The sequence below is a fragment of the Synechococcus sp. W65.1 genome, from assembly GCF_047461615.1.
GTDB lineage: Bacteria > Cyanobacteriota > Cyanobacteriia > Thermostichales > Thermostichaceae > Thermostichus.
Genome location: NZ_JANSHI010000001.1, coordinates 120,126 through 133,717 on the forward strand (window position 1 = coordinate 120,126; position 13,592 = coordinate 133,717).

13 protein-coding genes are annotated in these 13,592 nt (G+C 60.9%); 10 read left to right on the top strand and 3 right to left on the bottom strand.

The genetic code is table 11. The features are described from left to right. Positions 1–6 precede the first annotated feature (6 nt). From NW806_RS00595 to NW806_RS00610, 4 genes are all read left to right on the top strand, one after another. Positions 7–411, top strand: a complete 405-nt coding sequence (locus tag NW806_RS00595) for a DUF1818 family protein (RefSeq protein ID WP_414409620.1) — start codon at positions 7–9, stop codon at positions 409–411. A gap of 49 nt (positions 412–460) precedes the next feature. Next, positions 461–1,204, top strand: coding sequence for an ATP phosphoribosyltransferase (hisG, locus tag NW806_RS00600; RefSeq protein ID WP_414393400.1), 744 nt, complete (start codon positions 461–463; stop codon positions 1,202–1,204). 116 nt (positions 1,205–1,320) lie between these two features. After that, on the top strand, positions 1,321–2,115 hold the full coding sequence (locus NW806_RS00605) for a photosystem II manganese-stabilizing polypeptide (protein ID WP_414393399.1): 795 nt from the start codon (positions 1,321–1,323) through the stop codon (positions 2,113–2,115). A gap of 101 nt (positions 2,116–2,216) precedes the next feature. Further along, positions 2,217–3,458 carry an NAD(P)/FAD-dependent oxidoreductase gene (locus NW806_RS00610; protein WP_414409621.1) on the top strand — a complete coding sequence of 414 codons (1,242 nt, stop codon included), beginning with the start codon at positions 2,217–2,219 and terminating at the stop codon, positions 3,456–3,458. Here the strand turns inward: NW806_RS00610 and dnaG are convergent. After that, a complete protein-coding gene (gene dnaG / locus NW806_RS00615; RefSeq protein WP_414409622.1) occupies positions 3,438–5,336 on the bottom strand; it encodes a DNA primase in 1,899 nt (632 codons plus the stop codon). The two genes, NW806_RS00610 and dnaG, sit on opposite strands and share 21 nt — an antisense overlap. Before the next feature lie 144 nt (positions 5,337–5,480). Between dnaG and NW806_RS00620 the strand changes: the two genes are divergently transcribed. The 4 genes from NW806_RS00620 (at position 5,481) to NW806_RS00635 (ending at position 8,445) form a co-directional block, all read left to right on the top strand. Then, a complete protein-coding gene (locus NW806_RS00620; protein WP_414393791.1) occupies positions 5,481–5,828 on the top strand; it encodes a c-type cytochrome in 348 nt (115 codons plus the stop codon). Further along, positions 5,828–6,151 carry a hypothetical protein gene (locus NW806_RS00625; RefSeq protein ID WP_414409623.1) on the top strand — a complete coding sequence of 108 codons (324 nt, stop codon included), beginning with the start codon at positions 5,828–5,830 and terminating at the stop codon, positions 6,149–6,151. The genes NW806_RS00620 and NW806_RS00625 overlap by 1 nt, the downstream gene beginning before the upstream one ends. A gap of 81 nt (positions 6,152–6,232) precedes the next feature. After that, positions 6,233–6,805: a YcnI family protein gene (locus NW806_RS00630; RefSeq protein WP_414409624.1), complete on the top strand. Its 573-nt coding sequence runs from the start codon at positions 6,233–6,235 to the stop codon at positions 6,803–6,805. Between the two features lie 17 nt (positions 6,806–6,822). Next, positions 6,823–8,445, top strand: coding sequence for a copper resistance CopC/CopD family protein (locus NW806_RS00635; RefSeq protein ID WP_414409625.1), 1,623 nt, complete (start codon positions 6,823–6,825; stop codon positions 8,443–8,445). Here NW806_RS00635 and NW806_RS00640 read toward each other — a convergent pair. Further along, positions 8,429–11,278 (bottom strand): tetratricopeptide repeat protein, encoded by a 2,850-nt coding sequence (locus NW806_RS00640; RefSeq protein WP_414409626.1) that lies wholly within the window; start codon positions 11,276–11,278, stop codon positions 8,429–8,431. The two genes, NW806_RS00635 and NW806_RS00640, sit on opposite strands and share 17 nt — an antisense overlap. 84 nt (positions 11,279–11,362) lie before the next feature. After that, positions 11,363–11,761 (bottom strand): DUF4346 domain-containing protein, encoded by a 399-nt coding sequence (locus NW806_RS00645; protein WP_414405420.1) that lies wholly within the window; start codon positions 11,759–11,761, stop codon positions 11,363–11,365. A gap of 243 nt (positions 11,762–12,004) precedes the next feature. Here NW806_RS00645 and NW806_RS00650 point away from each other — a divergent pair, with 243 nt between their 5' ends. Both NW806_RS00650 and NW806_RS00655 read left to right on the top strand, forming a co-directional pair. Continuing rightward, positions 12,005–13,042, top strand: coding sequence for an HD domain-containing phosphohydrolase (locus tag NW806_RS00650; protein WP_414409627.1), 1,038 nt, complete (start codon positions 12,005–12,007; stop codon positions 13,040–13,042). A 33-nt stretch (positions 13,043–13,075) separates the two neighbouring features. After that, the gene (locus NW806_RS00655) at positions 13,076–13,396 is read left to right on the top strand and encodes a YlxR family protein (protein ID WP_414393383.1); all 321 of its coding nucleotides are present in this window, start codon (positions 13,076–13,078) and stop codon (positions 13,394–13,396) included. The last annotated feature ends 196 nt before the right edge of the window (positions 13,397–13,592 follow it).

Sequence of the window (13,592 nt, forward strand, 5' to 3'; positions counted from 1 at the left end):
ATCTTTTTGGCCTACCCCAGCATGGAGGCTTTTTTCTCTTCTACCCCCTCTCCTCTCTGTAAGGGATCCGGCTGGCGACTGGGCTGGGATCCCCGGCGCTCTCCTTTTGTGGCCCTTGTGGGAGGAGAAACCTGGGCGCTGGAGCTAACTCAAGAGGAGTGGCAAGCTTTTGGGCAGGGGGTGTACTGCCTGCAGCGGGATATGGAGGCCATGGCCTCCCAACTGATGGCCGAAGAGAGCCTCACCCTGGAGCAGACCTTCCCCTTGCTAACTTTGATTGCCCACGGCAGCCCCGCTGCCTGGGATCTCTACCTACAGTTGCACCAGGGCCGGCGCGGCGAGGGCTTCTGGCCAGCAGAGGCTGTCCCGGGGCTGTGTCGTGCTCTTGCCCAGTTTCGGGAGCACAGATGACCTAGCAGTTGCTAGGATTGGGAGTTGCCCTGGGACAGCGGCCCCCTTCATGTCGACAGCTTTGGATCTTCAGCTGCACGACTGCCAAGTTCATCCTCCCGACCGTCAGCCGATCACCATTGCCCTCGCCAAGGGAGCTTTGCTAGCCGATGCCATCCGCTGTCTGCAGCAGGTAGGGATCGACTTTAGCCGCTTTTTGGATCCGGCCAATCGCCTCCTGCGCATTGAATCCCCTACCCAGCTCAAGGGACAGCGCTACGCGGCGCTGCTGGTGCGCAACCAGGACGTGCCGGTGTACGTGGAGTACGGCCAGGCCCAGCTGGGGATTGTCGGCTACGATGTCCTGCGGGAGCGCTATGCCGGCAGGGAAGCGGGGGTAGCCCACCTGTTGGACCTAAAGTTTGGCTACTGCCGCATGGTGGTGGCTCTTCCCCAAGACAGCCCCTACACCTCAGCAGCCCAGTTGCCGCCCTATGCCCGGGTAGCTTCCAAGTTTGTCCGCTGTGCCCGCGAGTATTTCGACCGCCTGGATTTGCCGGTGGAGCTCATCTCCCTTGCCGGCTCAGTGGAGCTGGCTCCCCTCACGGGCATGGCTGATGCCATTGTGGACTTGGTGGCCACCGGCCGCACCCTGCGGGAAAATGGCCTGGTGGAGCGGGACTGTCTCTTCGAGAGCACAGCCCGCCTGATTGCCCATCCCACCAGCTACCGGGTCAACCAGCAGCCCATCGGTGAACTGGTGGCCCAAATCCGAGAGCACTGGCTGGGATCTCTAGCGGTTAGCCAGCTTTAGTTCTTGCCTAGTCAAGAAACTTTGCTTGGCTTAGCAAAGAGCGGATTGCGATTGCGTACAATGGGGGCACTGGTTTATTTCCCAAGAGATTCAAAACAGGTTTTTCGAGGTTGATTATGCGGTACCGTCCCCTGCTCGCCATCCTGCTGGCGCTTTGTCTAGGCGTCTTCGCCTTTCGGGCTGAGGCAGCCAAGGCCCCTCTAACCTACGACCAGATCCGCAACACAGGCAAGGCGGCTATTTGCCCGTCGGTCTCGGACAATGCCCGCGGCCGCATTGAGGTGCCCCAGGGGGAATCCCTAAAGCTGACCGATGTTTGCTTCCAGCCCGTGCAAATCGAGGTGGAAGAAGAAAAACGGAACGGGGAAAAAGAGTTTATCAAAGCCAAGAACATCATGATCTCGGCTGCTACCCTGGGGCCGATTAAAGCGGAAGTCACTGCCAAAGAGGGCGGCTTGGAGTTCAAAGTGGTGGATGGGATCACCTTCCAGCCAACCACCGGTCAGTTGCCTCGCCGCGAGCTGGTGCCCTTTTTGTTTAGCGTGAAAGACTTGGTGGCCACCGCTCAAGGGTCGGTCATCGATCCCTCAACGGACTTTGAAGGCGAGTTCTTGGTGCCCGGCTACCGTACCAGCAGCTTCCTCGACTCGCGGGGGCGGGGTTCTAGCACTGGCTACGACACGGCTGTGGGGCTGCAGGCGGCCAAGGAGGACTTTGCGGCCAACCGCAAGGTGGACGAGATTTCCCGGGGGAAAATGTCGCTGCGCATTGCTCGCGTAGATTCCAGCACTGGAGAAATCGCTGGCTCCTTTGTGAGCATTCAGCCGTCTAGTACCGAGCAAGGGGCACTGGAACCTCGCACCGTTCGCGTTCAGGGCCTGTTTTATGCCCGTCTGGCGCAGGAGTCCTAAAAAAACCTGAGGCAGGCCATTCCAGGGCAGGGGCGGATCCCTGCCTGTTTTTGTGTTCCTGGCAAGGGCGGAGCAATTGCCAACCGAGGAGCGCGACAGGCATGGCCAACTATGACTGGATTGTTGTCGGCGGCGGGATCACCGGAGCAGCCCTAAGCTATGAGTTGGCCCGCCAGGGGGGATCCGTTCTTCTCCTTGAGAAGGAGGCGCTGCCCGCCAGTGCCACCCGCTATAGCTACGGTGGCTTGGCTCATTGGGCTGGAAAAACTCCCCTGCTCAAAGCTCTGGGGGAAGAAGGGATCCAGCGCTACCGCACTCTCTCAGAGGAGCTGGAGGCAGATATTCACTTTCGCGAGCTAGATCTGCTCCTATTGGTTGCTCCTGGCTACTCAGTGGAAACGGTGGAGGCGGATCTAGCCGACTGTCGCATCCCACCCCAGCGGATTCCGGTGGAGACGGCCTGTGAGCTGGAGCCCCTTTTGCAGCCGGCGGCCCTGGAGGGCGTGCTCTGGGCCCAGCACGGCCACATCCACCCCTGGCTGACGACCCTGGCTTTTCGGAGGGCTTTCCAACGCCTGGGGGGATCCCTGCTTTTGCAAAGCGTAACTGGCTTGCGGCGGCAAGGGCAGCGGGTCACCGGCGTAGAGACACCCGCCGACTTCCACGGGGCAGCCCAGGTGGTGGTGTGCGCCGGCGGCTGGACACGGGCTTTGTTGCGTCAAGCTGGCATCTATGCCCCTATCTACTTCACCCACGCCGAATCCCTCGAGCTAGAGCCTGCGGCAGTGCGGCTGAGAACCATTGTCATGAGCGCGCCGGTGCAGCGCCTGGAGCTGGAGCGGCAGGCGGCTCACCCCGACCGGGATCCCCTCTGGGACAAGCCAGGGCAGGAGCTCTGCCCGCCCATCCTGGATGTCGGGATCCTGCAGTTTCTGGACGGCAGCATTCGCCTGGGCCAGATCAGTCGGGTGCTGACGGATCCTCAAGCCCAGCTGGATGCCACTAGCGGCGAAGCGCAAATCCGGGCGCAGGTGGGGCGCTACCTACCCCAAGTGGCCCACTTGCCCGGGCGCTGGTGTCACTGCTTGGTGGCCTTCAGCGGCGATCACTATCCCTTGGTGGGATCCCTGCCCGGCTGGGAAGGGCTACAACTCTTTTCTGGCTTCAGCAGCCCTTTGGCCATCCTGCCGGCCTTAGCTCGCCGCTTTGCCCAGCAGGCGTATGGCCAGGCGGATGAGTGGCTCCCCAGTCTCTCGCCGGCGCGCTTCACTGCGCCCTCCCCCCCTGCCCCTTCTCTTGAGGGAGAGCGGACCCAGAACTGCTTAAGTCCACTCCTCCGCTAGCGCTGTCTCCGGCAAATCTTCCAGGTTAAGCTGCACCTGGCGCTGCAAGGCCAAAATAGCCTGATATTCCTGGTGAATGCTGGCCTGGTATTGGGCGGCTAGAGTGGTGTTGCCTTCGGAAAAAGCCTGCTCCCAGAGCTGCGTCCAGTAGCGGTAGCGCTTCTGGCGAATTTCCAGCTCCATGTTGGCTAGAGCAGCCCGCACCACCAGGCGCGGACGCATCAGGGCCACGCGGGTAGTTTCGTCCTGCCAGAGCAGGTGGCTGAGGCGCTCGTTGAGGGCGTCGTCCTGGGCGCAGAGAGTGCGCAGGGCGGTCAAAAGACCCTCCTCCTCGTCTTCCAGTTCCGGCTGAGCCGAGACCAGCTCTAAGATCCGCTGCCACAGCTCCCGGTGAGGACGGAAACTGAATTGCAGCTCCCGCTCCATCAAGGTTTGGCGGATCTCGCGGCGGTACTCGGCAAAATGCAAGTAGATCTGCAGAAGATGGGACTCGGACTGCAAGAGTTTGGATCCCCGGTCGGCAGCAGGTTGTTGGGGTTTTGACCAGCGGTACTGGCGCACGGCACGTCGCAGATCCTCTTCCAGATTGCGGCTGAGGCGAGCGCTGCCCCGGCTGAGCAATTCCGCCACTTTGTGGATATACAAGGAGCGCCACTGCCCGCCTAGACCGGCCAGCAGTTGCACCAGCGCTCGATAGGCCTGTTGGAAATCGGCGGCCTGGCTGAGATCCCGACCGGCCAGCACCTGTTCAATCCGCCAGTCCAGCCATAGGGGAGCCTGAGCCAGCAGGGCCTCTAGTTGGGAAGCCGGGTGCTGCCGCAGGAATTCGTCGGCATCCTTCCCAGCGGGAAGGGTGAGGATGCGCAGCTCGATTTCCCCCCGCCGCGCCTGTTCTTCAACGGCTTGAATAGCCCGCAGGGCGGCATTCAACCCAGCGCGGTCGGCATCGAAGTTGAGGATGACCCGCTTGGACGGCGTGTAGCGCAGCAGAGCCTTGACCTGGTGCGGCGTCAGGGCCGTGCCCATGGCGGCTACCGCATAGGCAATGCCGGCTTGGTGCAGGGCGATCACATCAAAGTACCCTTCCACGACCAAAACTTGGTCGGCTTTGGCGATGGCCTCGCGGGCAAAGTTGAGGCCATAGACCACCTGGCTCTTGTTGAAAAGCTCCGTTTCTGGGGAGTTGAGGTACTTGGGCTGCTCCTCTCCTAAAGCCCTGCCGGCAAAGCCGATGACCTGCCCCTGCAGGTCAAAAATGGGCAGCATGATGCGGTTGCGGAAGCGGTCGTAGTGGCCTCCTCCCTGGCGCGGCACCAGCAGGCCGGCTTCTTCTAGAAGCTTGACCGGCTGGCGCTTCTGGTTAACCAGGTACTCGTAGAGCGACTGCCATCCGGAGGGAGCAAAGCCGATTTGAAACTGTTGACAGGTCTCTTCGCTCAAGCGGCGGCTATGCAGATACTCCCTAGCCGCCGATCCCACCGGGGAGTGGAGGGCGTGCCGGTAGAAGTCGGCGGCCATGGCCAAGACCTCCAGCAGCTTTTCCTGACGCGAGACCTGGCGTTCGTAGTCTGGGGAGAAGGATCCCTTGGGCTCAGGCACATGGTAGCGGCGGGCTAGCCAGCGCACGGCTTCGGCAAAGGAAAGGCGCTCGGTCTCCATAACAAAGCGGATGACATCTCCCCCGGCGCCACAGGCGAAGCACTTGTAGATCTGCTTGCTGGGGCTGACGTGAAAGCTGGGCTTGTGGTCGTCATGGAAAGGGCAGAGGCCGACAAAGTTTTGCCCCCGCTTGCGCAACACCACTTTTTCGGCCACCACCTCAACGATGTCGGCCTTCTGGCGCACTAACTGGATGAACTCCGGCGGCAGACTGCTCATGGCCCTAGGGATCCTCCACCCTATGGTAGCTGGGGGGACTTGACAGGCTGTCTTTTGACGTGGCCTGACCCGCCAGAGATAATGGTCTAGCTTCAAAAACTAGATTTTTCCATGAACAGTCTTTTGCAAATTGTTGAGAGGAAAATGCGGATCGTTAAACTTTTCTTGCTGCTTTTGCTTGTCGGTGCCGCTGTCTTTTGGAGCCCGCAAGTGGCTTCTGCTGAGCCGGATTTGGCTTTAGGAGCCAAGGTCTTTCAGGCCAAGTGTGTGGGCTGCCACTTGAACGGGCGCAACTCGATAGTGCCGGCTAAAAATCTCTCCCTAGCTGCCCTGCACGAGTACCACGTGGATACGCTAGAGCTAATCCAAGCCCAGGTGCGCAACGGCAAAGGGGCCATGCCTGCTTTTGGCAAGCTCCTCAAGCCAGAAGAGATCGAGGCGGTGGCCGCCTACGTCTTGGATCGCGCTGAGCACAACTGGAGTAAGGGCTAATGGCCCAGGACGAAGTGGCCGTGGCACCTCAGGCGCTGCAGGAGCAGGGCCGTCAAGTCCAGGGATCCCGCTGCCAGCTTCTCTCAGTGGGCATAGGGGCCCATGGGCTGGTGGCGGTGGGCATTTCTGCCCATGGGGTGGTAGCCATCGGTGTGGTAACCCACGGCATCCTCTCCATTGGCCTAGTAGCCATGGGCGCTCTCTCCTTTGGGCTGGTGTCCATGGGCTTGGCCAGCGCCGGCCTGGTGTCCATGGGTCTCTCCAGTTGGGGCCAGCACAGCATGAGCCTGATGGAATCCCACGGATCCCATCGCCATCCCTGAAGAAATTGGAAAACTAAAGAAATTGGAAAAAAAGGAGATTGGAAATGGGTCTGCAAAGTTACTTAGCTCTGGAGATTGGAAATGGGTCTGCATCTGCAAAGTTACCTAGCTCTAGCCAGAAAATCTCTGCTGGCTTTGGGTATGAGCTTTTTGCCTCTTTCTTCTGCCTGGGCTCATGTTACCGTCCATCCCCAAGAAGCCCCGGCAGGCAGCTACACCAAGCTCACCTTTCGCGTACCCCATGGATGTGATGGCTCCCCAACCAAGCGCTTGCGGGTGCAGATCCCAGAGGGATTTGTTTCCGTGAAGCCGATGGTGCACCCTCTGTGGAAAATCGAGACGGTCAAAAGGCCGCTGAAGACCCCATACGAGTCCCACGGGAAGATGATCACCGAAACGGTTGCCGAGGTGATTTGGAGTGGCGGCTCGCTGCCCGATGGCCTCATGGATGAGTTCAGCATCAGCGCCAAGCTGCCGAATCGGCCCGGCGAGGTCATCCCCATCCCGGTGATCCAGGAGTGCGAAAAAGGCATGCACCGCTGGATCCAGGTGGCGCAGCCGGGCGAGGATCCCAAGAGCTTGCCGGAGCCGGCCCCGCTGCTGAAGCTGACAGGTGGAGGTAGTGGACAGGGTCATGGTCACGGCAGTCGCTAGGCGGCCTGCTGGGCAGGATGTCTCGCCCTAGAAGGGTCTTTGCTGGGATTTGGGCTGGGATCCTCGGCTTCTTGCTGTGGACGGCTGGGATCTCGCCCGCTTTCGCCCATGCCAGCTTGCTCTCCACTTTCCCGGAAGATGGAGCGGTGCTCCAGGAAGCGCCGACGCAAGTGCGGCTGGTTTTCAATGAGCCGGTGCAGCTTACGCAGCTCCAGGTTTTGGACGGAAATGGACAGGTATTGCCCCTGGAAAACCTGGTGAGCAGAGGCGAGGCACCTCAGGGGGATTTGCCCTGGGGGATCCCAGCGGGGGTTTACCTTGTCAGTTGGCGGGCCATTTCCGCTGATTCCCATCCGGTGAGTGGCTCGTTTGTCTTCCAGGTGGGGACTGCAGATCCAGAGCTGGTTCAAGCGGTGAGGGCGGCCCAGGTTCGAAAAAGGGATCCCCTATATTGGCCGCTGGTAGGTGTGCGCTGGGGGATCTACCTGGGCAGCCTCTTTGTGGTGGGGGTGTTGGGCTGGTGGCGGCTGTTGCAGGGGCGTTCGAGCGTTTTGGGGGCAAATGGAATAGAGCTCTCTGTTCGCGCCAGCGGGACGGAGTCCTTTAAGGCCTGGGCTTTCGTGGCAGCTTGGCTTACCCTTAGTTTGACTCTGGTGGCCTTCGGTTTGCACTTGGCTCAGCTTTACCCCCACCTCAATGGGCAAAAGCTGCTGAGTGTGATGCTTTCTCCCTATGGCTGGGGTACGGGGCTGCGGCTAGTGGGGCTAGGAGTTCTGATCTGGGCCTGCGAGGGAGGCGCCGCCTGGGCCAGCAGCGTGGGCTCGGTGTTGGTTATTGGATCGTTTCTGCCCATTGGCCATGCCCTCACAAGCGAGTATCCGGCAGGAACGATGGCGCTGCTGGGGCTACATCTAGCCGGCTCGGCTTTTTGGCTAGGGGGGCTATGGGGGCTGGAGCGCCTGCTGAGCAGGGAAGCTCCTCCCTACCCATCTGTAGGCACTATCCAACGGTTTTCTGACGTAGCCACCTGGGCAGTGCCGGGGCTTATCCTAGCGGGGGTGGGAATGGCCGGGATTCACGGCGGCTGGGACTGGGATCATCCCTATGGGCGATACCTTTGGGCCAAGTTGCTGATAGTGCTAATGATGGTGGGGCTGGGCGCCCACAACAAGTTTCGGCTGGTGCCAGCATTACGGCAGGGTGGGCAGGCGGTGGGCCGGTTGCTGCGCCAGATCGTCCGCCTGGAGCTGGTGGGACTGATCCTGGTGCTGGCCCTGACCAGTTTTTTGGTAGCTCAAGCTCCGCCTGGACAGGAGAGGAGCTCCCCTGCAGAGCCGTCCTGCCAAGAGGAATTGAGCTGGCCAGAAGGCAGCCTCTCCCTGCGGATCCTGCCCTGTCGCCCTGGTAACAACCGGGTTCAAGTGGAGGTTAAAAAGATCCCAGCCCAGGAGCTGAACTTGGCCTTTTCCCTGCCCGAACGTGGGATCCCACCTCTGCGCCGACAAATGCTGCCGAAGAAGCCCGGCCAGTTTGCGGTTGAGAATGTGCCCCTAACATTGGGGGGAGAATGGCAGATTGAGGTGCGACTCTTGATCAGCGACTTTGAGGAGCGGCGTGGGCACATCAGAGTTGTCCTGTAGGGGCAAGTGAAGGGATCCCTGCCGCTGCTTCCAAGAGCCGTCCGTCGTAGTCCTGCAGCTGGAGAGCCGTTTGGAAGTCCTGGCAAGCTCCCTGCCAATCGCCGAGGGCAAGACGAGCCAGGGCGCGATTGAGGTAAAGCTTGAAGTGGGCGGGATCCAGAGTGATGGCTTGGGTGTAATCCTGGAGGGCCGCTGCAAAATCTCCCTGTTGGGCATGGGCCCAGCCGCGGTTGTTCAGGGCCAAGAGGCGCTCCTGGGGCTCTAGCTCCAGTTGCAACAGTTGCGTGTAGTCGGCTAGCGCTTTGTCGGTCTCCCCCCTTTGATCCCACAGCAGGGCCCGCCAGAAGAGAGCCTGACGCTCCTGGGGGTTCAGGAGCAGCGCCTGGGTGTAGTCGGCAATGGCCTGCTCCGGCCGGTTGGCCTGGCGGTGCAGATCCCCCCGCTGACAGTAGGCCAGGGCGGCATCAGCTAGCCCCCAGTCGCGGTTGCAGCTCAAAGCCTGGTCGAGATCGGCTAGCGCCGCCTCTTGGTTGCCCAAAGCCAGATGTACCGCCGCCCGCAGGGCAAATCCCTGAGACGCCTGCGGCTGCTTTTGGATTAGGGCGGTGAAATCCGCCAGGGCCCCCTGCCAGTCCCCCAGCCGTTGCCGCGCCATGCCCCGGCGTAGATAGGCACTGGCTAGCAGCTCTGGCCCCGCTTGGGCTGCCGCCTGCAGCACCTGGGAGAAATCCGCACAGGCTGCCGGCCAATCTTCTCGGTCGAAATGGGCCTGGCCACGGTGGAAATAGAGCTGCAGGTTGTTCGGATCCCGCTCCAGGGCAGCCGTGTAGTCCTGCAGGGCCGCCAAGGGATCCCCCAAAAGCCTGTGGACCTGCCCGCGGCTGCTGTAGGCCCTGGCATCGCTGGGATCCAAAGCAATGGCCTGGTTCAAGTCGGCAAGAGCCGCTTCCAGCTGGCCCAGATCCAGATGAGCAATCCCACGGTTGAGGTAGACCTTGGTCAGCTGGGGATCCAACTCCAGGGCGCGGTTGAAGTCGGCTAAGGCGCCTGCCGGATCTCTCAACTCCTGGCGGGCCAGCCCTCGGTAGAAATAGGCCGGCGCCAGCTCCGGGTTAAGGCGGAGCGCCTGTTCGCAGTCAGCCAGCGCTGCCTCCAGGGCGTTGTTGCCCAGGTAGGCTATAGCCCGCTGCAGATAGAGCTCCGCCTGCGCTGCCACCCCTGCCTCAGAGGCCCCAGCAGGCTGCAGTGCAATGGCTTGGGAAAAATCCTCGATGGCCCCCTGGGGATCCCCCAAAGCTTGGCGGGCCAGGCCGCGGTGGTAGTAGGCCTTAGAGTGGGCGGGATCCCGCTGCAGCGCCTGGGTGTAGTCTTCAATCGCTCCCTGAAAGTCCAGCAACTGCGCCCGCGCCACGCCCCGGTTGAAATAGGCTTCCACATCCTGGGGATCTCGTTGGATGACCTCGGAAAAATCGGCCACAGCCCCTTGCGCATCTCCCAGATGGCCGCGCACCACGCCGCGGTTGAAATAAGCCCGTACTTCCTCGGGGTTGAGCTCAAGGGCGCGGGAATAGTCCTCGATGGCCTTTTGGTTTTGCTCGAGCTGCCGGTAGGCGTTGCCGCGGTTGTAGTAGGCCACGGCCCAGTTGGGGTTGAGGTGGAGAGCGTGGGTGTAATCGGCAACTGCCCCCTCATAGTCCCCCAGCCGGTAGCGGGCGATGCCGCGGTTGACATAGGCACGGGCATCCCCTGTCAGTTGAATGGCCTGGGTGAAGTCCTCCACAGCTCCTGCCCAGTCGCCACTTTTGTAGCGGGCACTGCCCCGCTGGCTATAGGCGCGGCCATTCTGGGGATCCAGTTGGATGGCCAACGTGTAGTCGGCAATCGCCCCCTGCAGATCCCCTTGGCGAGCTTTTTCCTGGCCGCGGGTTACCAAGCGCATCGCCAAGAGCTGATCCACCGAAAGCTGGGAAAGAGCAGGCGCTACACCTTCGGTGGGGGTAGGCAGGAGAGGCCGCAGCGCCTCCATCACCTCAGCCGCCGATTGAAAGCGCTCCTGCCAGCGGGGACAGACCATGCGATCCAGAATCTCCGCTAGGGCATCGCTAACCGGCACTAGATCCCGCCAGAGGAGCTGGCCAGTACACGGATCGTCTGGGATCTTGGTGGGGGGACGGCCGGTGAGCGCCTGAATGGCCAGCACCCCAACCGAATAGATATCGCTGCAGGGCTGGGGCTTGCCGCTGAGCTGTTCCGGGGCCATGTAGCCCACTGAGCCAATCACCGTCGCCAACTGGGTTTGGCCAGGGGCAGGGCTGCCTAGCCGTCCCACCTCCTTCACCGCCCCAAAGTCAATCAGCACCAGCTTGCCATCGGCGTCGCGGCGCATCAGGTTGGCTGGCTTGATGTCCCGATGCACGATTTGACGGGCATGGACGTAGTGGAGGATCTCCAGAATCTCCCACAGCAGTTTGACGACCTCCGCCTCGCTTAGAGGCTGGCCAGCCACCAGCTCTTGGCCGAGATCGTGCCCAGCAATGAACTCCTCAACCAGGTAGAACTCCTGATCCTGCTCGAAGTGGGCCAAGAGGCGGGGCACCCGGTCGTAGTTGTTGAGCCGGTTGAGAACCTTGGCTTCCCGCTCGAACAGCTTGCGGGCCGTGGCCAGGGTGTAGGGATCGGTGGAGAGGGGGCGCAGGCGCTTGACCACGCAGGGAGTATTGAAAGTGTCGCGATCCACCGCTTTGTAGGTAACCCCAAAGCCCCCCTGCCCCAAAAGGCCGAGGATTTCGTAGCGTCCCCGCAGAAGGGTTCCCGGCTTAACCTTGTCTTCCATAGCCCAGCTTGCCCCGCTGTGACCTTGGTCACAGCAAGCTGGCTCGATTTTGCCACAAGCTGCTCCCCTGCAGCGAGCTTGCCCCTAGTCCTGCACGTACTCTTCGCCAGAGATGAGGGCCGCCTCTGCCTTCTGGAACTCCCGCCCCAGGTAGGCAGCGTGGCTAAGCTGGGAGACTACCTTCTCGCTTTCCTTTTCAAAGATCTGGACACACAACTCTTTGGCCGTCCGCCCAACGTACACCCGCTGCGGCGGGCGATTGACTGGCCCTCGCGCTGGGATCACTGCTCCAGTCTCCGGGTCAGTGGCCAGACCCCGCTCGTTGATCACGGTGCTGTAGTACTTGGCGCAAATGAGCTGCTGCTGTCGATCCACATAGATGACAAAGTAGCCTGCCGGGTCTAGCTCCAGGGGCCGGCGGGAAAGCTGGTCATCAATGCGGCGCACCTGCTCCCGCAGAGACTCAGAGGAAAAAGACGACATAGTAAAGTTGCCAAGAAGCTAGCAAAACGGGTGCCAAAAACGTAGCCAAGACTACCTTCATTATCCCTATTGTGGCCGAGGAATGGGATCCCTTGCTTCAGGAGAAGTCTTAGGGTTTGCCAGTGCTTTTTCAAGCATTGGCAGTTACTTAAAGCCTTGGCAAACTCAGCGAAAAGGCGGATGCTTGCAGGTGGAAGGTGAGATTACCGTGAAAGCAGTGAGCGAGCGACAGTCTTTGCCAAAATGCACTCGGCTGAAGCTGAGAGGCTTGGGGGGGATGGGATCCCTGAGGTAACCCCTTTAACAACGGAAAGCGGGCAGGCCGGGCACCTCCTCGTTGTGGGCAATCAGCGCGACAGCCGCCTGTTGCTGAGGAAATTGCTGGAGAGCAGTAGCTACCAGGTCAGCGAGGCGGAAAACGGCCAGCAGGCCCTGCAAATGGTGCAAACCCTGCAGCCGGATCTGATTTTGTTGGATGTAAGGATGCCGGGGCTCGACGGATTTGAGGTCTGTCGGCGCATCAAGGCCAATGGGGAGACGCGCTTGATCCCGGTGGTGCTGATGACAGCCGCTAGCGACCGCAAAAATCGCCTGCGGGGCATTGAGGCAGGGGCCGATGATTTTCTCGGCAAGCCCTTTGACGAGGCGGAATTGCTGGCGCGGGTGCGTTCCCTCGTTCACCAGAAGCATTTGAACGAAGACTTGGATCATGCCGCCCAGGCTTTATTTGCCATTGCCCGCATTGTGGAAAGCCGGGATCCCATCACTGGGGATCACTGTGAGCGCCTGGCACAACTGGCCAAAAGCTTTGGCGAGTTTCTCCAGCTACCCCGTCCTCTAATCAAGGTGCTGACCTGGGGAGGCTACCTGCACGATATCGGCAAAGTGGGTATACCTGATGCGATTTTGGGCAAAACGGGCAAGCATACGCCGGAAGAGTGGGAGGTGATGAAATCCCATGTCTTGATTGGAGAGGAGATCTGCCGCCCGCTGCGCACCCTGAGAGATGTGCTGCCCCTCATCCGCCACCACCACGAGCGCTGGGATGGCAGCGGCTATCCCGATGGCCTCAGGGGAGAAGGGATCCCGCTGGTGGCCCGCATCTTCCAGATTGTCGATATCTACGACGCCCTCACCTCGGAGCGACCCTACAAGCGCGCCTTCACCGTTCAAGAGGCCATGGACATCCTGCGGGAAGAAACAGCCAAGGGCTGGCGGGATCCCTACTTGGTGGAGCGTTTCTTCGAGTTTCTGCAGTCACGGCTGCCCCAGTTGAAGTAGACTAGGCCAAGTAGGCTCCTCAAGGCAAATCCTTTGGCAGGCGCAGATCCTCTACGGCGCTGCGTAGGCTGCCGCCAATTGTTTCCCCGCTCCCAGTTGTGGCGGCTGGTTAGGCAATACGACACTCACCAGGTGCTTTTGGGCAGAGGCATGGGTCGTTCTGCCTACCTATGTCGCCGGCTAGAATGCTTGCAGGCAGCCCGGCGGAGGCACCAGATGAGTAGAGCCCTCAAGGCGCCGGTGCCCGACTCGCTGTGGCAACTGCTGGAGCAGGAATTGCTGCGCAGTTCTGAGGCAGAAAGCCTCCAGGAGACATCAGTCCCAGAGGGGCGAGTCTCAGAGCAACCTCAGTAGCCCTGAATCGGTCAAGGTACTGGGTTCACTCCGTTCCAGCTACACGGTAGCCCCTCTTAGCTGTCAGAATGGGGCTGGGGGAGGTCGGCCGTGGCCAACTTCTGGGAACTGTAGAAGGGCTATCCTAAAAAGGCACTGTCGGTGTTGCTTCCTGCCCTAGTTGCCTATGCCCCCCGGCCCTTTTGGACTTAGATTC